A 21,760-nucleotide genomic window follows, 5' to 3' on the forward strand; every position below is an offset into this window, starting at 1 on the left:
GCGCGGCGCGCGGGCGGCGGAGCGGGGCGTCAGGACTGCGACGCGCCGCGCTTCGCTGCCGGATCGGTCGCCGGGCTCGAGAGGCGGAGCGACACGGCGCGGGCGTGCGCCTGCAGGCCCTCCGCCAGCGCCAGCTTCTCGATGATCGGGCCCTGCGCCCGCAGCGCCGCGCCGGAGTACCGGATGAGGCTCGCGCGCGTCACGAAGTCGTAGACGCCGAGCGGCGCCCCGAAGCGGGCCGAGCCCCCGGTCGGGAGCACGTGCGACGGCCCCGCGAGGTAGTCGCCCGCGGCCACCGGGGTGAGGCTGCCGAGGAGCGCGGCGCCGAGCGTGCCGATCTCCGAGAACAGCCCCTCGGCGTCGGCGACGTGGAACGCGACGTGCTCGACGGCGAGCTGATCGGCGACCTCGGCGAGGCGAGCGCGCGAGCCGACGACGAGCGCGGCGGCGTGCGTCGAGAGCGACGCCTGCACGATGGCGCGCCGCGTGAGCTCGGGGAGCGCGGCGTCGAGCTCGCGCGCGACCGCCTCCGCCAGCTTGGCCGAGGTCGTCGCGAGGAGCGCGTAGGACGCCTCGTCGTGCTCGGCCTGCGAGAGCAGATCGGCCGCGACGAGCCGCGGATCCGCGGCGTCGTCGGCGAGCACCAGGATCTCGCTCGGCCCGGTGATGCCGTCGATCGACACGTCGCCGAAGACGAGCTTCTTCGCGCAGGCGACGTAGGCGTTGCCGGGCCCCACGATCTTGTCGACCGGCGCGAGCTCGGGGAGCCCGTAGGCCATGGCCGCGATCGCCTGCGCTCCACCCGAGTCGAGCAGGGTCGTCACGCCCGAGAGGTGCGCCGCGGCGAGCGTGACGTCGTCGGCCGACGGGCTCGCGAGGACGATGTCGCGCACGCCGGCGACGCGGGCGGGGATGGCGGACATCAGCACGCTCGACGGGTAGCGGGCCTTGCCGCCCGGCGCGTAGACGCCGACCCGGCGCAGGGGGCGCACGCGCATGCCGAGGAGGACGCCCTCGTCCTCGTAGCTGAAGCCGGCCTGCAGCGGGGGCCCGCTCGCCGCCGCCTCGGCGGGCCCGAGGTCGCCCGCGTCGCGCTGCCGCTCGTGGTAGCGCGCGATCCTCGCGGCCGCGGTCTCGAGCGAGGCGCGGACCTCCTGCGGGAGCCGCGCGAGCGCCTCGGCCCCGCCGAAGCCGCCCTCCGCCTCGGGGCCCGCGTGGCGGACGAGCGCCTTCGACGTCCTCCGCTCGAACTTCTCGATGTAGCCGAGGACGGCGGACGTACCCCCGCGGCGCACGTTGTCGATGATCTCGGTCACCGCCGGCGTGACGTTCGCGAGATCGCCCGTGCCGCGGGTGCGCAGGGCAGACAGGGTGGACTCGAACTCAGGCGAACCTTCGATGTAGATGGGCAGCATGGCTTGATGGTGGACCGCCGCGGCGGGATCTCCGCGCGGACGGCGACACCCCGTACCACACCACCCCGGCCGCCGGTACGTCGGCCGCGCACGGCGGGCCGTGCCTGCGCGGCCGCGCGCTGCGTCCGCGGCGCGGCGCGGCGCGGACGCAGCGCGCGCGTCGCTCCGCGAGTTTGCCGGCCCGAGCGGATCGAGTAGGGTCGCCCCATGCGGTCCGGCTCGTTCGGCCTCGCCCCCGCCGCGCTCTCGATCGCGCTGCTCGCGCTCGCGCCTCTGGTCCTCGTCGGGTGCCCGGAGAACTCCTGCTTCCTCAAGATCTGCCAGGGCAGCAGCTGCCGCTGCTCGATCTCGTCGTGCAGCGACGGGGCCGGCTTCGACACCAAGCAGAACCGCTGCCGCTGCCTCAAGGGCTATCTCTCGATCGCGGGCCAGTGCCTCACGCCGCAAGCGGCGAACGCCTTCTGCGGCGTGGGGCGCCACTACGAGGCCGGCGGGTGCGCCCCCGACCGCTGCCGGCCGGGCGACGAGATCGACCAGAGCACGGGCCTCTGCGTGTCGCGCGAGCAGGTGGCGACCAACGCCGGGGTCGCCATCGGCGCCGGGCAGAAGCTCGGATGCCCGCCCGGCCAGCAGCTCATCGTCGACGGCCCGACCGCCGCGTGCGTCCCGCTCTCGCAGACCTGCGCGCGCGACGAGGTCTGGACCGGCCAGGCCTGCGCCAAGGTGGGGCAGTGCCCGACGGGCGCGATCTGGGACCCCGCGCTCGCCCAGTGCGTCCAGTACGCGCAGGGCTCGGGCGACAGCGGGCTCACGGTCAACGTGGGGCAGTGGGCGTCGGCGAACTACGGCCCGAACGGCGGCATGGGCACGAGCGGCTTCTGCGGATCGTTCGCGAAGAAGCCGCACAGCTTCGGGATCGTCGAGGGGGCGTCGGCCTACGTCCGCATCACGGTGATGATGTCCTTCCCGGACAGCGAGATCGCCCGCGGCGTCGTGCAGGCCGTGACGGTGTTCGACGCGAGCGGGAACCCGGTTCCGCCGCGCGGCGCCGCGGAGGTCGACGCGGCGGCGCGCAACGTCTTCAACACGCTCGTCCTCGGGGGCGGGCGGTCGAGCGCGCCGACGTCGTCGACCACCGTCCGGTGCGCGGTCATCCACGCCGGAAAGCCGCAGCCCGTCCCCGCCGTCGGCGGCCTCTGAGCGAGTTTCACATCCTCGACAGCGTGCTCACGACGAGCGTGGCGGGGAGGGCGCTGAGGCCGCGGCAGCTCACGACCTTGTTGCGCTCGATCACGAAGTTGCTCGTGGTCGGCTCGATCTTCGCGAACTCGACGCTCAGGCGCGCGCCGTCGAAGCTCGCGCGCAGGGGGCGGCCCTCCACGTCGCTGCGGACGTCCTGGCAGGTGCCGCGCGAGCGGGCCGGGTCGAACTGGCGCGACTCGGGCGCGATGAAGCGGAGCCGGTCCTCCACGGCGAACACGCCGCTCTCGCCGGGGATCTCGCGCAGCGAGAAGCGGGCCTCGCCCTCCTCATAGTCCTGCGGGGCGAACTGCTCCGGGCGGCGGACCCGGAACTCGAGCGCCTCGCCGGCCAGCACGGCCTCGAGCTCGCGCCCGTTGCCGACCCACAGGCCCGTCAGGCCGGCGAGCGGCGACGTGTGCGTCGGCTCCACGCTCGCGTCCGGGGCTGCGGCGCTGCTCGCGCTGGCCGTCGGGCGCGACTGCGCCGCGGCGCCCCTCCGGCGGACGTCGCGCGGCCTGTCGAGCACGCCCAGCGCGAGCAGCGCCGCAGCCCCGCCGAACATCACGAGCGCCCCCGCGCCGATCGCGAGCCACGAGCCGCGCGCGCTCGCCGGACGACGCGGCGCCGGCCGGCTCGCGAGCGCCGCGCCGCCCGGCGAGCGCGCCGCGTCGCGGACCTCATCGACCGTCGTGGCGGCGGGCGGCGGCGGGCGGCTCGACGCGCCGAGCGGCGCCGAGGTCGCGGGCGCCGGAGGGCGGGCGATCGCGTCGAGCGCCGCGAGCATCTCCTCGCAGCTGGCGAAGCGATCCGCCCTGTCCTTCGCGCACGCCTTCTGGAGGAACGCGTCGAGCTCCGGAGGGACGTCGTGACGCGCGGCGCTGACCCTGGGGAGCGGCGCCTCCGCGTGCTGCCGCATGATCTCGATGTCGCTCTCGGCGTCGAACGGCACCCGCCCGACCAGCATCTCGTAGAGCACGACGCCGAGCGCGTAGATGTCCACACGCTTGTCGAGATCGCGGCGCCCGAGGACCTGCTCCGGCGACATGTAATAGAGCGAGCCGATGATCCCCTTGGTCATCCCGCGCCCCGCGAGCGCGTCCGCCTCGGCCTTCGCGATGCCGAAGTCGGTGACCTTCGCGACGCCGTCCTTGCCCCGGAGGAGCACGTTGGCCGGCTTGAGATCGCGGTGGATCACCCCCTCGCGGTGCGCGGCGGCGATGCCGGAGGCGATCTGCCGGAAGATCGAGAGCGCCTCGGGCAGCGGCATCGGCCGGCGCTCGTCGGCGTACCTGGCGAGCGCCTGCTCGAGGCTCTCGCCGTCGATGTACTGCATGACGAGCCAGAGATCGTCCCGCTCCGCGACCACCGCCTTCAGGTGGACGACGTTCGGATGATCGATCTGCGCGAGCGCGCGGCCCTCGGCGAGCGTCCGCGCGCGCACGTCGGGCCGATGCCCGAGCTCCTGCCGCACCGCCTTCAGGACGACGTGCAGGCCGGTGTGGACGTCCCGGGCGAGGTAGACGACCCCCATGCCGCCCTCGCCGAGCACCCGCTCGACCACGTACTTCTGATCGACGAGCGTCCCCGCCGGCAGGTGACCCCCCGGCGAGCGCCGCGGGAGAGAGCCCGCCAGCGGCGCCGGGACGACGTGCGGCGCCGCCGCGGGCCCGTTCGCGCCGCTGGCCCCGAAGGCCGGCGCGCTGACCCGGCGCGACGGATCCTCGGGCAGCAGCGCCTCGAGCAGCGGCTTCCCGGGGACGGTCGCCTGCGGGCCGGGCGGAGGCGACGAGGGGGCGGCGACGGCGTCCTTCGCGGCGATCGGCGCGCCGCACGCCACACAGAACCGCGCAGAGCCCGGGGCCTCTGCGTTGCAAACCGGGCACCTGGCCATGGCACGGTCAGCTCGACCCGCGGCGGCCGCGCGCGGCGCGCCGCGGGCGCTGCGTCACGTCCAGTGACCCGCGCGGAGGGCCGCGGAGTCGATCGTCTTGATCTTCGGCGCCAGCGCCTCGCGGAAGATGGCCTCGTCGTCGTCGTCGAGGCCGCTCTCGCCGAAGCCGGACGCGACCTCCATCGAGGTCGCGAGGATGCGAAGGAACTGCTGGAAGCTCGACGCGCAGAGCTCTGGCTTGAGCGAGTCGGTCCCCGTCATGCAGGTGAACACGGGACAGTCGCCCTCGGCGTCGAGCTTCGAGATGTCGAGGAAGTAAGGGTCTCCCAGGAGGGCGCTGCGCGCGATGAGGATCCAGCTCTTGCGCCAGCCTGGGAGGGAGCTGTCGCCGCCGTTCGCCTGCTGCTCGGCCGCGAGCTTCTCGGAGGGGATGAGGCGTACGCGCTCGACCGGCGTCACCGTCTCGACGTCGAGCGGGTCGGCTTCCTGCAGGAAAGCGCGGTACCTGGCGGGCACCCGCAGCGTCCTGCGCAGCTCTTCCACCACCGCTGGAGCCGCCTTTCCGAACCTCGCGGGGATGCCTCTTCGGGCAAAGGCATCCTTGAGCGCCGTAACCGACTCGGCAAGGTCGCTATCCACCGAACATCCCTTCCTTTGCAAGTCCACGGGACAGCCCGCTGGGCGGGCGCCCTCATCGCTTCGAAACCGCTTCGCTCCCGGGGAGAGCACCGGCGCGCACCCGGAGGAATACCCCGCGCCGGGCCAGGTAGTGTAACAGAAAAACGATGGTCGACGTTGCGTACGCTGAGAGCCGATTCCGGCCCCCCGAAATTGCGCACCGATACGGTCCGGGCGTGCACCTCCTCGACGATCCGCTCGCGTGGACTCTGCTGGCCCGCGCCTGCTCCCCGGAGACCGGCCAGCCCGACGTGGGGCGCCTCGTCGGCTTCCTCTACCAGACCCTGGCGCGCGCCGTGCTCGCCGCCGAGCTGGAGCGCACCCGCGTCGACGTCCCGACCCGGATGATCTCGTCCCACCCGGAGGCCGTGTATCGCGGCACCGCGCTGTCCCGCGCCACGAAGGTCGTCACCGTGGGCATCGCCCGCGCCGGGACGATGCCCTCCCAGGTCGTCTACGAGCTCATGAACGAGGTCCTCGACCCGGCGCTGGTGCGGCAGGATCACCTGTTCATGAGCCGGCAGACGAACGAGCACGGCGAGGTGGTCGGCGCCACCTGGCACGACGCCAAGATCGGGCGCGACGTCGGGGGGCGCCATGTGCTCTTCCCCGATCCGATGGGCGCCACCGGCTCGTCGATGGTCAGCGCCATGACGTACTACAAGACCGCGCTCGAGGGGCGGCCGGCCAAGTGCATCGCCATGCACCTCATCGTGACCCCCGAGTACATCCGCCGCGTCACCGAGGCCCACCCGGACGCGATCATCTACGCGCTCCGGCTCGATCGCGGCCTCTCGCCGGCGCGCGTACTCAAGACCGAGCCGGGCACGCACTGGGACGAGGAGCGCGGCCTGAACGCGATCCAGTACATCGTCCCGGGCGCCGGCGGCGTCGGTGAGATCCTCAACAACGCCTGGGTGTGAGCGAGCGGTCAGCGGCCGCGCTTCGAGCGGCGGTTGTGGCCGGCGGCGAGCGCGCGGTAGTCGATGGCCGCGTGCGGCCGGCTCACGGCGGGGCGCAGGTCGCTGCAGAGCCGCGTGAGCTCCGCGATCATCGCGCCGAGGTCGCTCGCGCCCGCGGCCCTGCGCTGCGCGAGCTCGCCGTAGGCGGCCTCGAGGGACGCGATGCCCTTGCCCGAGACGTGCCCGCGGCGGGACAGGTCGACGTAGCTCCGCGCGAGCGCGACGCTGTCGAAGTTGTGCGCGACGACCAGGTCCTGCGCGACGCGGAGCACGGCGTGCGCGGCGATCCGGCCGTCCTCGTGGAGCACGAAGGCCGCCTGCAGGTAGTTGTAGAAGGGGACGACCCGGTCGCCGAAGATCCGGAAATCCGAGGGAGATGACTGCCGATCGAGGTGGATCAGGATGCGCTCGACGACGGGGCCCTTCTCGACGTAGCTCGCGAACCGGAGCGCGTCGAGGATGGTGTCGTCGTAGGCGTGGCCGAGCCGCATCACCTCGCCGAGCTCCAGCGGGGTGACCCGCCCCTCGCAGACGTCGGCGTACAGCGAGTAGACGAACGCGTCGGCCTCGGCGTCGTCGCCGAGGAGCACCTCGCGGATCAGCGCGCCGCTCGCGTCGCGCTGGCTCGGGAGCTCGCAGCGCCGCTGGAGCAGCGCGGGCAGCTTGTAGCCGAGCTGGCCGCGCAGCGCGCGGAAGCGCAGCCGGAGGATGTTCTGCAGGTTGGGCTTCAGCGTGAGCGACGCCCACCGCGCGCCGTCGAGCCGCAGCTTCTGCTCGATGCGGGAGCGGAGCTGCTCCGGGCTGCCCGAGAGGATGTGCGTCTCGACGCCCGCGCGGCCGAGCTCGCGCAGGAGCGACCCGGCGCCCGGCACGGTGCGCTTCTGGTCGGGCCGCTCGATCGCGGTCCGCACGAGATCGCGCAGCGTGTCGAAGTCCGTCCTGAGGTAGGTCTTGTCGAGGTCCCACCGCGCGATGAACGGCGCGCGCACCGCAGGCGCCGCTGCGTTCGCCGGAGTTCGGGGCCCTTGCGCTCGCTCCTCGCCGCTCACCATCTCTCGCTCAGCGCGCCATCCACTCGCGCCGCATCTTGTCGAGCGACTGCACCACGTCGCTGTCGGCGCTCTGCCGGGCGAGGTCCATCGCCTCGCGGAGGTACATCGACGCCTCGCCGGTGCGCTCGCGCTGGTGCGCCACGTGCGCGAGCGCGCCCAGGACGAGCGCGCGGTCGGGGCCGCCGGGGCCGGCGAGGTCGAGCGCCTCGCGCAGCACGCCGTCGGCGTCGGTGAGATCGCCGGCGCGCGCGAGCGCCTCGCCGAGCTTGCGGCTGAAGATGAGGACGGCGCGCACCGGATCGTCGAGCTCGCCGCGGAAGATCTCGCGCCGCGCCAGGTCGAGGCCGCGGCGCAGCGCGAGCACGCTGCCGGCCGTGTCCCCGCGCGCGGCCGACCGATCCGCCGCCTGCTCGAGCAGCATCAGCGCGACGAACGCGTTCTGCGCGTGGTAGGCGTGGATCGCCTGCACCTCGAGCGGCAGCGCGAGCGGATCGCCCGCGCTGTCGAACGTCGCCTTGGCGTGCAGGTCGCGCCGGACGCCGGCCGGGATCGTCGCGAGCGTCACGTCGCGGAGCAGCGGGTGCGCGGTGCGGATGCCGCTCGAGTGCTCCTCGATCATGCCCGCCGCCGCGAGCTTGTTGAGCAGCTCGTCGAAGGCGCGGATGTCCGGCAAGAGGCGCTGCAGCGTGGCCCGGTCCGCCGCGTCCCCGATGACCGCGAGCGCCTGCAGCGTGCGGCGCGCGTCCTGCGGCAGCCGCTCGATGCGCGCGGCGACCAGGTCGGCCATGCGCGCGGGCGGATCGCTGCCGCCCTCGAGGGTGTAGCGGACCAGCTGGTCGATGTAGAGCGGCGGCACCGTCGCGGCGTCGCCGCCGAGGCCGGCCGGGGTCGCCGCGCTCGGCGGCAGGCCCAGCGCGACGTGATCGGCGGTGGCGCCGTCCGAGGGATCGCGCCGCGGCGACGGCCGCGCCCCGCCCGTGCTCTGCGGCGTCTTGCGGGCGGCGCGGTGATCGAGGCTCACGCTGCTCCGGAGGAGCGAGAGCGCGATGTCCTTCGGCAGGCCGCCGAGCGCGCGCACGGCCCCGCCCCACCCCGGCTCGAAGCCGGGGGTGTGGCTCGCGACGATGAGCAGCGCCGCGAGCGGCGGCTCCGCGATCACGTCGGCGAACGCGTTCCGGCTCGCGCCGTCGACGGCGTGCAGGTCGTCGATCGCGAGCAGGACCCGGTGCGGGAAGGCGGACTGCTGCGCGCGCGAGAGCGCCCAGCGCAGCGCCTCCGCGGCGATGAAGCGCCGATCGTCGGGCGACAGGCCGCCCGCGGCCGGCTTGTTCCAGGCGTGCCTGCGCACGTCGGCCGCGCGGTCGCCCTTGCCGAAGATCTCGAGCAGCCCGCGCCGCGCCTCCGGCGTCGCGCCGTTCCAGTTCGACGCGTTGCCGCCGTCGTGCGGGAGCTCGGCGAGCCCGGCGATCGCCCAGCGGAGCGCGTAGTAGCCGACCTCGGCGCCCCACGGGTCCGGGCCGGTCTGGATCACGATGTCGCCCCGGCTCGCGGCGACGTCGAGGAACTCGCGGAGGAGCCGGGTCTTGCCGACGCCGTGCTCGCCGACGATGCGCGCGGCGACGACCGAGCCCTCGACCTCGGCGAGGCAGGCGTCGAGCCACGCGAGGTCCTCCTCGCGCGCCGCGAACGGCAGCGGGAGCGGGGGGGCCGACGTCGCGCGATCGCGCCGCGCGGCCTGGGCCGGCGCGGCGCGCGGCGCCGGAGCGGGCGCGTGGGCCTGCGCGATCCTGGCGCCGCACTCGCCGCAGAACTTCTGGCCGCGCGGCACGATGGCGCGGCACGAGGCGCAGATGACGGTCGCCTCGGCGAACGAGAAGCGGCCGGAGGGCGTGTCGAACGTCCCGACCGCCGCGCGCAGCGCGGCCGAGAACTCGTCGGCGGTCTGGTAGCGCCGCGCCGCGTCCTTCTCGAGCGCCCGCAGCGTGACCTCGACGAGCGGCTCGGGGATCTCGCGCTCCGGCGCGACCAGGGCCGGGTCGGGCGGCGGCAAGGAGAGGTGCATCAGCACGACCTGCGTCGGCGACTCGGCCTCGAAGGGGAGCCGGCCGGTGAGCAGCTGGAACAGGATGACGCCGCACGCGTAGAGGTCGCTCCGCGCGTCGATCGGATCGCCGCGCCCCTGCTCGGGGGCCATGTAGTCCGGGGTCCCGCAGACGATGCCGGGGCTCGTGATGTTCGTCGTCGCGACCTCCGCCTTCATCTTCGCGAGGCCGAAGTCGACGACCTTCACGAAGTCGCCGCCCGAGCGCATCGGCTCGAGCACGATGTTCTCGGGCTTGAGATCGCGGTGGATGATGCCGAGGTGGTGCGCCTCGGCGAGCGCCGCGAGCACCTGGCAGAGGATGTCGACGATGCGGCGGAAGGGGAGCGGGCCGTCCTCGTAGACGACGCGGGCGAGGTCGCGCCCGCGCAGGAACTCCATGACGAGGTAGAGCTGCCCGCCGTTCTTGCCGAAGTCGATGACCCCGACGGAGTTCGGGTGGTTCAGGCGGCTCGCGGCGCGCGCCTCGGTGATGAACCGGACCGACGCGCTCTCGTCCCCGAGCAGGTGGGGGTGGATGATCTTGACGGCCACGGTGCGCCCCAGGGCCTTCTGCTCGGCCCTGTACACGCGGCCCATGCCGCCCACGCCGACGAGCTCCAGGATCACGTAGTTGCCCGGGAGCGTCGTCCCGATCAGCGGGTCGTCGGAGGTCCGGTTGAACTCCGAGATGGGGAAACCGCACACCGGGCAGAATTTGTGCGCCTGCTCGCACGGATTCGCGCATTGCGGGCAGACCACTGTGGACACGCGCGGGACCTTACCACGTTCGGGATAGCGATTGGAGTCGAGGTCTCCCTGGGCCCCCGGGGCCTCGGCCGGAGGGGGGCAGGGGGGCTCGTCCTGCCGTCTGTTAGGTCCTGGATCCCACTTGGGGTAACCTCGGGCGCGATGGTTACGCCTCGCCTACGTCTCGGTCAGCTCCTGGTCGACGCGCGGATGATCACCCAGGACGCCCTCGAGAGGACCCTGGAGCTGCAGCGCACGGACGGCCGGCGGTTGGGGACGCTCCTCGTCGAGCAAGGTCTCATCAACGAAACCCAGCTGACGCAGATCCTATCGCACCAGCTCGCTGTTCCCTGGGTGTCGCTGCTGCACATCGAGTTCTCGCGGCAGCTGCTCAACCTCGTCCCGCACGACGTGGCCGAGCGTTACTGCCTCGTGCCGATCTACGTCCGCCACGTCCGCAACCAGGGCGAGACGCTCTACGTCGCGATGGACGATCCGACGAACGAGGACGGCATGAAGGAGTGCATGGCGTTCTCGGGCTTGCCGGTGCGCGCGATGATCGCGCCGCCGAGCGACATCCGGAACGCGATCCGGGTCTATTACGGGGCGCGCGCTCGCTCCGCGCCGCCGCCGGCGCCCGCGCAGCGGGCCCAGGCGACCGAGCCGCAGTCGCGGGCGCGCCCGGTCGATCCGCCGCCGTCCTCCGAGCTCGGCGCGCCGGAGACCGCCAGGCACTCGGAGGAGGTCTCGTCGACGCCGGAGCCCTTGCTGCTGACGAGGCCCGCGCTCCGCTCCGGGGCCCGGCTGGTCGACGACGCGGTGCCGGCGATAGAGACCTCCGAGGTCGACGCCAGCGACATGGGCGTCATCGACGACGAGCTCGCCTGGGAGGCGCCGCGCCCCGCGGCGCGGCCGGAGGAGCGGCAGATCCGCGGGCGGCCGGAGGAGCGGCAGATCCGCGGGCGTCCTGACGAGCAGCGCTCGCGTCCGACGCTGAAGGTCGCGCCGTCGCCCGAGCTGCTCGCGGCGGCGCAGGCCGCGCAATCCGCGCAGCCGGCGCAGCCGGCGCAGGCCGCGCCGTCGGAGCGCCGGAAGACGCTGCGCCCGAGCTCGGCGCCGGGGCCGCTGACGCCGCCCGCCAGCGAGGCCGCGCCGAGCACGGAGGCGCCGCCCACGTCGAGCACGCCGGCCGCCGCGCTCCTCGGCGCCGTGCTCGGGCGCGCCAGCGCCGCGCGCGCCGCCGCGGAGACCGCCGCGCGCAGCGCTCCAGAGAGCGCCGCGCGCACCGCCGCGGAGAGCGCCCCGGACTACGGCGACGAGCCCCCGAGCGAGCGCGAGGTGCGCAACATCCCCGCGCCGCAAGGCCGCGGTCGCCGCCGGATGGTGTCGCTCACGCTCCTCGACGGGACGACGATCACGCTCCCCGCGCGCGGGACCAAGTCCCAGCAGCAGCAGCGGCAGCAGCCGGCCCCGGCGCGGGCGGCGGCCCAGTCCGAGCCGCCGCCGGCGCCCGCCGCGGACGATCCCGGCCTCACCGCGCGCGATCTCGTCTCCGCGCTCCGCGCCGTCTCGCACGGCGCCGACGCCAGCGAGATCCTCGGCAACAACGTGCGCTGGGAGGCGATGTTCGCCGCGCTCCTGTCGCTGCTGCTGAAGAAGCACCTCATCGCCGACTGGGAGTTCGTGGACGAGCTGAAGAAGATCTGACGTCAGCCCGCCTCGCGCGCCGCGCCGGCGCGGACCAGCGCGTCGATCTCCCCGTCCGAGAAACCCGCGTCGCGCAGCACGGCGCGCGTGTGCTCCCCGGCGCGAGGCGCCGGCGCGAACGCGGCGCCCGCCGGCGTGACGGGCGTCCTGAGCTGCGGGACAGGGCCGCGCGGCGAGGCGATCTCGAACAGGAGATCGCGCGACGCGAGGTGGGGATCGGACGGGGCGCTCCGCGGATCGAGCACCGGCTCGAGGCAGCAGTCGCGCTCGGCGGCGAGCGCCTCCCACTCCGCGAGCGTCCTCTGCCGGAAGACCGCGGCGAGCTCGCGCTTGAGCCCGGCCTGGTGCGGTCCGGGGACGAGCGCGCTCGGATCGGGCTCGATCCCCGCGCCCTCGCAGAACGCGCGCCAGAACTTCGGCTCCAGCGCGGCGAGCGCCATCGCGTGACCGTCCTTCGAGAGGTAGGTGTTGTACGGCGCGAGCCCCCCGGTGAGCGGCGCGTCGCCCGCCGCGCGCGCGCCCTCGGCGGCGTCATCCCCGCGGAGCGCCGGGTCGCCGCCCGCGAGCGCCGCGGCGAGCGTGGGGAGGGCGAAGCCGAGCACGCCGTCGGTCATGGCGATGTCCAGCACCGCGCCCCGCCCGGTCCGGTCCCGCTCGCGCAGCGCCGCGAGGATGGCGATCGCGCACCACATCCCGCCGCTCACGTCGGCGACCTGGGAGCCCGGCACCTGCGGCGGACCCTCGGCAGGCCCCTGGGCGCCGAGGACGCCCGCGCGCGCGACGTAGTTCAGATCGTGCCCCGCGCGCGCCGACAGGCTGCCCGTCTGGCCGTAGCCGGTCAGCGCGCAGACGATGAGCCGCGGGTTGTCCGCGCGGAGCGCCGCGTGGCCGAGCCCGAGCCGCTCGAGCACGCCCGGGCGGAACTGATCGAAGAGCACGTCGTACGTCGCGGCGAGCCGGCGGAAGGCGTCGCGCCCCTCGGGCTTCTTCAGATCGAGCAGGGCGCTGCGCTTGCCGCGGTTCAAGAGCTGGAACGCCGCGGATTCACCGGCGATCTGCGGGGGGAGCCCGCGCAGGAGGTCGCCGCCGGCGACGTCCTCGATCTTGTCCACCGTCGCCCCGAGATCCGCCAGGACCAGGGTCGCGAAGGGGCCCGGCAGGAGCCTCGAGAGATCGAGGATGCGCGTATCGGTGAGCGGGCGCATGGGGGCCTCCCTGTCGTTGCGCGAGGCGGGTCGACGATCGAGGGGGAAGAGAAGGGACGCCGGTCGCGTGCGCGCGCGGCGTGAAGCGGGCTCCGAGAGATCAGAGAGGTGATCGCAGGGCTGCGATCCGAGAGAGGCTCGTCGGCGGCGCCGGGGAGTCGGGGCGCCTCCGGCGCCGGGATCAGCCGGCGCTGAGCTGGAACAGCTTCGGGAGCTTCATCGCGAGCATCTGGTTGCCCGCGACCTTCAGCTTGCCCGCGAAGTAGAGCTGCATCGAGTTGGCCTGCGGGTTCTCGTACAGCTTCTGGAAGTCCTCGCTGGTGAGCGAGATCGTGACGTCCGCGCCGCCCGGGTTGCCCGAAGCGAGCTTCGGCCCGGTGTCGGACAGGTCGATCAGCCACTCGCCGCCGCCCTCGCCGGTCACGTTGATCTGGTACTTCCCGCCGATCTGCTTGGCCGCGTCGGAATGCTTCGCCAGGGCAGCAGGGAGCTCTTCGTTGAACAGTCTCTGGATATCGACGGCCATGGATCGCCTCCGGATCTCGTAGGGGACGTGGTGACGTGAACGTCTAGGTACCGTGCGCGGTTTACCCGTGCCCGTACGCGCGCGTCAAGCGAAGGCCGACGCTCTGGCGCGCTCGCATCGGGACGTCGGGACACGGCACGCACGCCGTGTCCATCGCGCCGTACGCGCCGTCAGGGCGCGCCTGGCGCCGCTCTCATGCGCGCGCGCGGTGCGTCTGCGCGGCGGGCCGGGGCGCTTTGTCCAGCGCGGAGCGGATCGGGACCATCAGCAGGCGATCGATGGCGACGCGCTGCTCGGCGGGCGGCGGGCTCTCCGGCGCCCCCTGCATGAGCCGGAGATCGCGGAGCGCGCCGCGATCGAGCGGGCCGGGCGACGCGCCCAGCCCGTCGAGCGACGGCGTCATGGCAGGGAGCAAGCAGACGAGGAAGATCTCGCTCGTGCCCTGGCGCACCCACGTCCCCTGGTACACCGCGACCGCTTGGCCGAGCGCCTCCTGGAAGACGAACGCGCGCCACTCGAGCGGCGCGGTCAGATCGAAGACGCGGCCGCCGGCGCGGAGCTCCCGGCTGTCGAGGCTGAGCGCCGCGCCGCGCGCGTCGGTCAGGAGGAAGCGATCGAGGCACCCGGGCGAGCGCTCCGTGAGCTCCTCGAGGAGCGAGGCGAGCACCGCGGGGCCGAGCGAGATCGGCTCGCCGTCCGGGCCGATCGCCTCGAGCCCGACCTCGTCGGAGCCCACGACGGACGCGCGGTCGAGCAGCGCGGCGAAGGCGCGGCGCGCGGGGCCGTCGAAGCTGGCCCCGACGGAGGACATCCCGGCGCTGGAGGTGAGCAGGGCGACGATGCGATCGCGGCGCGGCGTCGCGAGGAGCGTCACGCCGAACCGCTCGCGGGTCGTGAGCAGCACGTGCTCCCCGGCGCCGCCCTTGCCGCGCAGGAGCAGCCGGTCGCCGTCGAGGCTCAGCCCGCGCCGGCTCGCCTGCGCCGCCGGCAGGAGGTGCCGTCGCCCCCGCGCGAGCAGCGCGCCCGCCGCCGCGACGAGCGCGACCGGCAGGAGCGCGCGGACCGTCACGCTGCGCGCGGTCGCGACCAGCACGAGCGCGGCCACGAGGAGCGGGATCGACCAGAGCCGTCGAGCGCCTGCGCCCCGCGCCGGCGAGAGTTCGGGAGCGGTGGCGTCGAACCACCGCGGCTCGGGGGGAGGCGTCACGGCCTCATCGCTTGCTGGCTGGCCCGCGAGCGGAGCGGACGGCCAGCCTGTGGCAGGCGGAGGCTCTTGCGCGCGGGCCTCGATCGGTGGGAGCGTGGCGACGGACCCAAGAGGGTCCTTCTGGCCCTTCGCCTCGCGTCCCATCGCACCTCCACCCCAGCCGAAAGTTCGGCGTAGAATAGCATCGAGCGGGGCCGGAGCGAGAGAGACTTTGGTGCGACGCGCCGCGTAGGCGGCGCCTCGACCGGAGGCACCGGCTCGGGGCGGCGCCGGGACGGCGCCGCAGGCTGCGCTCCGGTCGCAGGGCCCCGGCGCCGCCTGACGGGCGGGAGGCATCGCAGGGCTCCCGCGCGGGCTTCGCCTGAACGTGATGGGCGACGCGCCGCGAGCGTCGCGGTGAAGCAGGCCGCGACGCTCGCGGCGAAGCAGATCGAGGGCCGCTGGGCGAGCAGGCGGGGCTCGGCCTGCAGCCCCGACGGCGCGCGCGGCGACGAGCGAGGCCTCGTCGTCACGGTACGGCGGTGGTCGCCGCAGCGCTCCGCGGCGGTCGCCGCAGCGCTCCGCGGCGGTCGCCGCAGCGCTCCGCGGGGGCTCGTCGGCGGAGCCCGCGTCGCCGGCGCGCGGCCTGGAACTCAGGGCGCGAGAGGAGATCCCGTCAAAAGCGAGGCTCTTCCGGATGCCCGCGACGGCGTGCTCGGCAGCAGCCGGCCGTACGCGCGGGATGACGCCGCGCGATCCAGACGCCGGTCGTCCACTCGGCGGTGGGGTGCTCCACCTGGAGCCGCGCGTTCTTCGTCGCGGCCCGACGCGGGATCAGGCCCGCGAGAGTCTTTCCCCAGGCCGAGCAAAAGGGTAGGTCTGCCCTGTGCAGCGCCGCGATATCCCGCCCGAGCTCTCGTTTGCGGCCCCTCCCGCCGCCGAGCCTCGCGAGCTCACGAGCCCGCCGACCTCGCGCCGGCAGAGGGGCGCCGAGCCGGAGGTGGTCTCGGTCGCGGAGCTGGATCGCCGGCTGAAGCGGATCCTCGAGGGCTCGACGGCCGACGTGCGCGTCGAGGGCGAGATCTCGGGCCTGCGCGTCGTGGGCAGCGGCCACGCCTACTTCACGCTCAAGGACGAGAGCGAGGAGGCGGCGATCGACTGCGTGATGTACCGGACCGCCGCGCCGCGCGCGCGCAAGCTGCTCGCCGACGGCGCCCGCGTCGTGCTCACGGGCCGCGCCACGGTCTACGTGCCGCGCGGCCGGCTCCAGTTCTGCGCGGACGACGCGCGCCTCGCCGGCCGCGGCGCGCTCCTCGAGGCGCTCTTCCGCCTCAAGGAGAAGCTCGCCGCCGAGGGGCTCTTCGCGCCGGAGCGCAAGCGCAAGCTGCCGGTCGATCCGCAGATCATCGGCGTCGTCACGAGCGGCGACGGGGCGGCGATCCACGACATCGTGACCGTCGCGTTCCGCCGCGGCGCCGCCCGGCTGATCCTCGCGCGCACGCCGGTGCAGGGCGCCGGCGCGGGGCAGCGGATCGTCCGCGCGATCGCGCTGCTCGAGGAGTTCCCGGGCATCGAGGTGATCATCGTGGGGCGCGGGGGCGGCTCGGCCGACGACCTCAGCGCGTTCAACGAGGAGATCGTCGTCCGGAAGGTGGCGGCCGCGCGCGTGCCGATCGTGAGCGCGGTCGGGCACGAGATCGACGTCGCGCTGACCGACCTCGCCGCCGACGCGCGCGCCGCCACCCCGTCGCAGGCGGCGGAGATGCTCGTCGCGGACGCGGCCGCGCGCCGCGCGGCGCTGGAGCACCTCGAGGCCCGCATGCGCCGCGCGATCGCCCACCGGCTCAGGGCAGCGCGGGCCGACGTCGACCGGCAGCGCGCCCGCCTCGGCTCGCCCGCGCAGATCCTGGCCGAGCCGCAGCAGCGGATCGACGACGCCGTCGCGAGGCTCCGGCGCCGGATGGAGCGTATCCTCGTGGAGGACCGCGCCGGGCTCCAGCGCCTCGAGCGCAGGCTCGCCGCGCGCCACCCGCGCGCGGTGCTCGCCGGCGCGCGCGGCGCGCTCAGGCCGCTGTCGGTGCGCCTGTCCGCCGCCGCGCGCCGCCACGTCGCCCTGCTCCGGGAGGGCTTCGCGAGCGATGTCGCCCGGCTCGAGGCGATGTCGCCGCTCCGCGTGCTCGCGCGCGGCTACGCCATCGCGACCGACCCGTCGGGCCGCGCGGTCCGCGATCACCGCGAGGTCGCGCCGGGCGATCCCATCACGGTGCGCGTGCACCACGGCGCGCTGCTCGCGCGGGTCGTGGCCACCGCGGGGCCGGACGAGCCGCTCGTCGAGCGAGGCGCGCCCCCGGCGCCGGCGGCGCCCGCGCCGGCCGAGGCGGCGGCGCCCGCCCCGCCCGCGCGCCAGAGCGGCGGGCCGCGCGCCCCGGCGGCCGGCCGCGCGCCGAGGCGCAGGGCGCAGCCCGGCGCGCCCGCGTGCGAGCAGCTCGGGCTCGGCTTCGCGGCCGACGAGCGCGCCCCGGCCTTCGGTCGCGCGGGCGCCTCGGGCCAGGTCTCGGCGGGGCAGGGCGGAGCGGAGGCCGGCCCGGAGGAGAGGCGTCATGTCGAACCCTGAGCGGCGAATGTTCGGTCTGGTCGGGCACCCGGTGGGCCACTCGGTCTCGCCGGCCATGCACTCGGCCGCGTTTCGGGCCCACCAGCTGCCCCACATCTACAGCGCGTTCGACGTGCCCACCGGCGCGGAGCTCGCGCGCTTCGTCAGCGACATCCGGAGCGGCCTCATCGCGGGCGCGAACGTCACCATCCCGCACAAGCGCGCGATCATGTCGATGGTCGACGACGTGGACTCGAGCGCGGCCGACGTCGGCGTCGCGAACGTCCTCTGCGCGGCCGAGCCGCGGCGCGTGACCGCGCACAACACCGACGTGATCGCGCTCCGCGACGAGCTCGACCTGCTCCTGCGATCCGCCCCGCCCCAGGGCGACGATCCGGCGGGGCGAGGCGGCGCGCCCTCGAGCCCGCGCCAGCGCGCGCTGATCATCGGGGCGGGCGGCGCGGCGTTCGCGGCGATCGCCGCCTGCAAGATGCTCGGCTACCACCTCATCAGCGTGACCACCCGGTCGTGGACGAGCACCGAGGAGATGCTGGAGTCGCCCGCGGGGCAGCGCGCGTCCGAGCTCGGCGCGCTCACGGCGCCCTGGCCGATCCCGACCGAGCGGTCGATCAGCAGCAAGTCCTCGGTGGCGCTGCGGCTCAACTGGAGCGAGTTCGCCGTCGCCGCCGACCTGATCATCCAGGCCACGAGCGCCGGCATGCTCGGGGGGCCGCCCGGCGACGAGGTCACCCGCATCATCCCGTGGGACTCGCTCTCGCCGAGCGCCTGCCTCTACGACGTCGTCTACAACCCGCCGGTGACGCCGTTCCTCCGCATGGCGCGCGAGCGAGGGCTCCGCGCGTCCGACGGGCTCGGCATGCTGGTCGGCCAGGCGGCGCAGTCCTTCACGCTCTGGACCGGCCTCCCGGCGCCGGTCGAGGTGATGCGCGCCGCCGCCGAGGACTCGCTCAGGAAGGCCACCGGCGGTCGATGAGCTCTGACGGATCCCGGAGGTACGCTCCGCCTCACGAAGCCTTCTCGTCCGCGCCCGCGGCCTCGCGCGCCCACGGCGCCGCGCTGGAGCACGCGTCGCCGTGGCCCCACGTCGAGGTGCGCGGCCAGCTCTCGATCGCGCGCAAGGAGTGGCTGCACACGAACGGGGCGGGCGCCTACGCGAGCTCGACGATCGCCGGCATGCACACGCGCCGCTACCACGGGCTGCTCGTCGCGGCGCTCGACCCGCCGCGGCGCCGGCACGTGATGCTCTCGCACGTCGACGCCAGCGTCCGCCCGATCCGGCAGCAGGGCGCCCCGACCGAGCGCCGGGCGGCGTGGCCGCGGTGGGACCTCGCCAAGCACCAGTTCCCGGGCATCGACCCGGAGAACGGCTCGTTCTATCTCGAGCGCTTCGATCAGGATCCGCTCCCGCGCTGGGCGTACGCCCTCCCGGGCGGCGAGCTCGAGGTGACGCTCGGCCTCGTGCGCGGCGAGAACGCCGCCGTCCTGCGCTACGCCTGGAGCGGGGCGGATCCGGTGATGCTGACGCTGCGCCCGCTCCTCGCCGCGCGCCACATGCACCAGCTGCTCCGCGAGAACGGCGGCATCTCCCAGAAGGTCGAGCTGCGCGCCGGCGCCGCGCGCGGCGAGGCCGGCGCGGGGCGACACAGCCCCTCGATCGGCGAGGTCCGGGTGCAGCCGAACCGCGCGCTGCCGCGGATCTGCTTCCGCTACCAGGGCACGTTCGTCGGCTCGCAGGACTGGTGGCGCCGCTTCGAGTACCTCGGCGAGCAGGATCGCGGCCTCGATTTCCTCGAGGACCTCTGGACGCCGGGCCACTTCGAGACGGTGATCGGCCCCGAGCCCGTGCACCTGCTCGTGGCGGTGGGCGCGCTGCCCGAGGACGAGCCGGAGAACCTGCTCGCCGCGGCGAGCGCGGCGATCCGCGCCGAGGACCCGGGGCCCCGGCGGCCGCTCCTGGAGCGGCGGCTCTGCATCGCCGCCGAGGCGTTCCGCGCCGACGCGGCCGCGCGGCCCGGCGTCATCGCGGGCTACCCGTGGTTCGAGGTGTGGGGCCGCGACGCGCTCATCTCCCTGCCCGGCCTCTACCTCGTGCCGCGCAAGACCGAGGGGGCGATCCGCGTCCTCCGCGCCATCATCGACTCCATGCAGGACGGCCTCGTGCCGAACCGGCTCCCCGACGCGGGCGAGCCCCCGGATTTCCACGCGGCGGACGCCACCCTCTGGCTGTTCGAGGCGGCCCGCCTGCTCGCCGACGCGATCGGCGACGCGCACCCGTTCGTCACGGGCGAGCTGCTCGCCGCGCTCCGCGACGCCTTCGAGGCCGCCCTGCGCGGGACCCGCAACGGCATCCACGTCACGGCCGACGGCCTCTTCGCCGCGGGCCGCCGCGGCGAGGGCGCGATCGACGGGCTCACGTGGATGGACGCGCGCGTCGCGGGCCGCGCGGTCACCCCGCGCGCGGGCTGCCCGGTCGAGCTCACGGCGCTGTGGGCGAAGGGCTCGGAGACGCTCGCGCGCCTCGCGCGGGCCGCCGGCGACGATCGCCTCGCGGAGCGCGCGGAGGCGGCCGCGAGCGCGGCGCGCCGGGGCTTCGCCGCCCGCTTCTGGTGCGAGGAGACCAGCTACCCGTACGACGTCATCTCGGAGGACGCGGAGGGGGAGGGCGCGTTCCGCGACGCGTCGATCCGCCCCAACGCGGTGATCGCCGTGGCCGTGGATCCCGCCTGCTTCACGCCGGAGCAGGCCTCGGCGCTGCTCGAGCGGGCCCGCCTGGAGCTCGTGACCCCCGCCGGCGTGCGGACGCTCTCGCCCGCCGATCCGGCCTACGCGCCCCGGTACCAGGGGGGCCCCGAGGCGCGGGACGCCGCCTATCACCAGGGCACGGTCTGGCCGTTTCTGCTCGGGTTCTACGCGCGCGCCGCCCGGCACTTCTCCACGCTCGGGGAGCACGTCCTCCCGCTGCTCCACAGGCTGGTGACGTCGGCGGCCGCGAACGAGATCGCGCTCGGCCAGGTGCCCGAGGTCGCCTCCGGGGAGGCGCCGCACCACCCCGGCGGCAGCTTCGCTCAAGCGTTCAGCGTGGCGGAGCTCCTGCGCGTGATCGCCTGGGACCTGCCCACTCAGGACGGGGGCGCGCCGCGCTGAACGCCCGGCGCCTCCGCCGCCCTCAGCTCCCTCGCTCGAGCGCCGCCTCCTCGCGGATCGCCTTGCCGCCCTGCGCGGTGAAGCGCAGCAGCTTGCCCGGATCCTCGGCCTCCATCGCGAAGGCCTCGATCTCCTCGAACAGCGCCTCGAGCTTGCGCGGACCGCACGTGGGCAAGAAGCCGCGGAGCACGCGCGGGTCGTAGAACCGGAAGTACTGTTGCTTGCCCGTGCCGCTCTCGACCAGGAGGAAGCGGCGGAGGTGCTTCCGCACGTCGCCGAACGGGCGGTTGCTCGTCAGGAAGACGCCCCAGCTGTCGCCCCAGCCGCAGTCGACGAGCGCGTCGAGCAGGGTCGACCCCGGCGGGAGGTGCACGAGCGTGGGGCCGACGTCCGCGAGGATCTCGCCCTGGAAGCCGGTGTAGAGCGAGGCGGTCTGCTCGCCCGCCTCGCCGAGGAGCAGCCGGATGCGCGGATCGCGGGCGGCGTCGACCACCGCGAAGAGCGGCGAGCGCTCCTCCCGCAGCCGCGCCCGCGCCGACGCGGTGAACGGCGAGCCGGTCGTGGGGATCCCGGTCCTCCGCGCCCGCCGCGAGGACGGGACCGGCTCGGTCCGCGCCCGCCGCGAGGACGGGACCGGCTCGGTCCGCGCCCGCCGCGAGGGCGGGGCCGGCTCTGTCGGCGCATAGCGGCGGCTCGGCACGTGGCGAACCACCGCGAACAGGGTCGCCCCCGCGCGGATCTCGTCGCCGTCCCGGAGCGACACCTCGCGCGCGCGCTCGCGGTTGACCTGCGTGCCGTTGCGGCTCCCCAGGTCGCGGAGCAGGTAGCTGCCGTCGATCTGCTCGACCGAGAAATGCAGGGCAGAGAGCTCGCCGTCGCTCGAGATGGAGAGATCCGATTCGGGCGCGCGGCCGACGAGCAGCGGACGGTCGCCAGGGATGTGCGCGGTCTGTCCGGCCAGGGGGCCCGAGATGACCCGGAGGACGAATCCGGCTTCCTGGTCTTCGCTCATGGTCGTCTCCATCGCACAAGGCGCCGATGAGGCCGGCGAGTAAGCCTAGAACACCGATCGACGGGAAATCCACACGAAGCCGGGAGCCACGAGAGGGGCCATCGGACGACTGCCAGCCTTTCCAGGCTGCCCACATATCCTGGCAGCCTGCGCCGATTCCACATCCGGATCCGCTGTTTGCCGCCCGAGACAGCGAACGTGGGGAACCGTGGTTCGAGCGGCCAGGTCGATCGCCCGAGCCTCGTCGTCGAGGCCTGCAGCGGTGGTCGTCGCGCGCGCGCCGAGCGCCTCGAGGG

15 protein-coding genes are annotated in these 21,760 nt (G+C 74.7%); 6 read left to right on the forward strand and 9 right to left on the reverse strand.

Going from position 1 to position 21,760, the window contains the following annotated elements; translation table 11 throughout:
- Nucleotides 1–29: 29 nt before the first annotated feature.
- Nucleotides 30–1,415, reverse strand: a complete 1,386-nt coding sequence (hisD, locus tag WMF26_RS14745) for a histidinol dehydrogenase (RefSeq protein WP_061624204.1) — start codon at nucleotides 1,413–1,415, stop codon at nucleotides 30–32.
- A 207-nt stretch (nucleotides 1,416–1,622) separates the two neighbouring features.
- Between hisD and WMF26_RS14750 the strand changes: the two genes are divergently transcribed.
- A complete protein-coding gene (locus tag WMF26_RS14750; RefSeq protein WP_061624205.1) occupies nucleotides 1,623–2,615 on the forward strand; it encodes a hypothetical protein in 993 nt (330 codons plus the stop codon).
- A gap of 7 nt (nucleotides 2,616–2,622) precedes the next feature.
- On the opposite strand, the gene WMF26_RS14755 is transcribed toward WMF26_RS14750, so the two are convergent.
- Together WMF26_RS14755 and WMF26_RS14760 are read right to left on the reverse strand one after the other, a co-directional pair.
- Nucleotides 2,623–4,548, reverse strand: coding sequence for a protein kinase domain-containing protein (locus WMF26_RS14755; protein WP_438000848.1), 1,926 nt, complete (start codon nucleotides 4,546–4,548; stop codon nucleotides 2,623–2,625).
- A 54-nt stretch (nucleotides 4,549–4,602) separates the two neighbouring features.
- Nucleotides 4,603–5,094 carry an SMI1/KNR4 family protein gene (locus tag WMF26_RS14760; protein ID WP_020734930.1) on the reverse strand — a complete coding sequence of 164 codons (492 nt, stop codon included), beginning with the start codon at nucleotides 5,092–5,094 and terminating at the stop codon, nucleotides 4,603–4,605.
- A 239-nt stretch (nucleotides 5,095–5,333) separates the two neighbouring features.
- Between WMF26_RS14760 and WMF26_RS14765 the strand changes: the two genes are divergently transcribed.
- Nucleotides 5,334–6,149 (forward strand): uracil phosphoribosyltransferase, encoded by an 816-nt coding sequence (locus WMF26_RS14765; protein WP_061629544.1) that lies wholly within the window; start codon nucleotides 5,334–5,336, stop codon nucleotides 6,147–6,149.
- Nucleotides 6,150–6,157: 8 nt separating this feature from the next.
- Here the strand turns inward: WMF26_RS14765 and WMF26_RS14770 are convergent, their stop codons facing one another.
- A complete protein-coding gene (locus tag WMF26_RS14770) occupies nucleotides 6,158–7,177 on the reverse strand; it encodes a hypothetical protein (protein WP_438000849.1) in 1,020 nt (339 codons plus the stop codon).
- A 70-nt stretch (nucleotides 7,178–7,247) separates the two neighbouring features.
- Nucleotides 7,248–10,091, reverse strand: a complete 2,844-nt coding sequence (locus WMF26_RS14775) for a protein kinase domain-containing protein (RefSeq protein ID WP_438000850.1) — start codon at nucleotides 10,089–10,091, stop codon at nucleotides 7,248–7,250.
- Nucleotides 10,092–10,232: 141 nt separating this feature from the next.
- Between WMF26_RS14775 and WMF26_RS14780 the strand changes: the two genes are divergently transcribed.
- On the forward strand, nucleotides 10,233–11,777 hold the full coding sequence (locus WMF26_RS14780) for a hypothetical protein (protein WP_438000851.1): 1,545 nt from the start codon (nucleotides 10,233–10,235) through the stop codon (nucleotides 11,775–11,777).
- A gap of 2 nt (nucleotides 11,778–11,779) precedes the next feature.
- Here the strand turns inward: WMF26_RS14780 and WMF26_RS14785 are convergent, their stop codons facing one another.
- The 3 genes from WMF26_RS14785 to WMF26_RS14795 form a co-directional block, all read right to left on the reverse strand.
- Nucleotides 11,780–12,982, reverse strand: coding sequence for a CaiB/BaiF CoA transferase family protein (locus tag WMF26_RS14785; RefSeq protein ID WP_438000852.1), 1,203 nt, complete (start codon nucleotides 12,980–12,982; stop codon nucleotides 11,780–11,782).
- Nucleotides 12,983–13,163: 181 nt separating this feature from the next.
- The gene (locus tag WMF26_RS14790; protein ID WP_020734935.1) at nucleotides 13,164–13,508 is read right to left on the reverse strand and encodes an SCP2 sterol-binding domain-containing protein; all 345 of its coding nucleotides are present in this window, start codon (nucleotides 13,506–13,508) and stop codon (nucleotides 13,164–13,166) included.
- A 193-nt stretch (nucleotides 13,509–13,701) separates the two neighbouring features.
- A complete protein-coding gene (locus tag WMF26_RS14795; protein WP_438000853.1) occupies nucleotides 13,702–14,715 on the reverse strand; it encodes an IMP dehydrogenase in 1,014 nt (337 codons plus the stop codon).
- An 865-nt stretch (nucleotides 14,716–15,580) separates the two neighbouring features.
- Between WMF26_RS14795 and xseA the strand changes: the two genes are divergently transcribed.
- From xseA to WMF26_RS14810, 3 genes are read left to right on the forward strand one after another with little or no spacing between them, the layout of a single operon-like run.
- Nucleotides 15,581–17,308, forward strand: coding sequence for an exodeoxyribonuclease VII large subunit (gene xseA, locus WMF26_RS14800; RefSeq protein WP_438000854.1), 1,728 nt, complete (start codon nucleotides 15,581–15,583; stop codon nucleotides 17,306–17,308).
- Nucleotides 17,295–18,281, forward strand: a complete 987-nt coding sequence (locus tag WMF26_RS14805) for a shikimate dehydrogenase family protein (protein ID WP_061623954.1) — start codon at nucleotides 17,295–17,297, stop codon at nucleotides 18,279–18,281. The genes xseA and WMF26_RS14805 overlap by 14 nt, the downstream gene beginning before the upstream one ends.
- On the forward strand, nucleotides 18,278–20,452 hold the full coding sequence (locus tag WMF26_RS14810) for an amylo-alpha-1,6-glucosidase (protein ID WP_437946821.1): 2,175 nt from the start codon (nucleotides 18,278–18,280) through the stop codon (nucleotides 20,450–20,452). The genes WMF26_RS14805 and WMF26_RS14810 overlap by 4 nt, the downstream gene beginning before the upstream one ends.
- A gap of 22 nt (nucleotides 20,453–20,474) precedes the next feature.
- Here WMF26_RS14810 and WMF26_RS14815 read toward each other — a convergent pair whose 3' ends face one another.
- On the reverse strand, nucleotides 20,475–21,464 hold the full coding sequence (locus WMF26_RS14815; protein WP_438000855.1) for a DUF4123 domain-containing protein: 990 nt from the start codon (nucleotides 21,462–21,464) through the stop codon (nucleotides 20,475–20,477).
- Nucleotides 21,465–21,760: the final 296 nt, after the last annotated feature.

It is taken from the genome of Sorangium sp. So ce185 (genome assembly GCF_051526825.1).
In the GTDB taxonomy this organism is placed as follows: domain Bacteria; phylum Myxococcota_A; class Polyangia; order Polyangiales; family Polyangiaceae; genus Sorangium; species Sorangium cellulosum_D.

Bases quoted from the DNA above. Each gene is read 5' to 3' on its own strand.
- hisD (WP_061624204.1), bottom strand. From the start codon at position 1,415: ATGCTGCCCATCTACATCGAAGGTTCGCCTGAGTTCGAGTCCACCCTG.
- WMF26_RS14750 (WP_061624205.1), top strand. From the start codon at position 1,623: ATGCGGTCCGGCTCGTTCGGCCTCGCCCCCGCCGCGCTCTCGATCGCG.
- WMF26_RS14755 (WP_438000848.1), bottom strand. From the start codon at position 4,548: ATGGCCAGGTGCCCGGTTTGCAACGCAGAGGCCCCGGGCTCTGCGCGG.
- WMF26_RS14765 (WP_061629544.1), top strand. From the start codon at position 5,334: ATGGTCGACGTTGCGTACGCTGAGAGCCGATTCCGGCCCCCCGAAATT.
- WMF26_RS14780 (WP_438000851.1), top strand. From the start codon at position 10,233: ATGGTTACGCCTCGCCTACGTCTCGGTCAGCTCCTGGTCGACGCGCGG.
- WMF26_RS14785 (WP_438000852.1), bottom strand. From the start codon at position 12,982: ATGCGCCCGCTCACCGATACGCGCATCCTCGATCTCTCGAGGCTCCTG.
- WMF26_RS14790 (WP_020734935.1), bottom strand. From the start codon at position 13,508: ATGGCCGTCGATATCCAGAGACTGTTCAACGAAGAGCTCCCTGCTGCC.
- WMF26_RS14805 (WP_061623954.1), top strand. From the start codon at position 17,295: ATGTCGAACCCTGAGCGGCGAATGTTCGGTCTGGTCGGGCACCCGGTG.
- WMF26_RS14810 (WP_437946821.1), top strand. From the start codon at position 18,278: ATGAGCTCTGACGGATCCCGGAGGTACGCTCCGCCTCACGAAGCCTTC.
- WMF26_RS14815 (WP_438000855.1), bottom strand. From the start codon at position 21,464: ATGAGCGAAGACCAGGAAGCCGGATTCGTCCTCCGGGTCATCTCGGGC.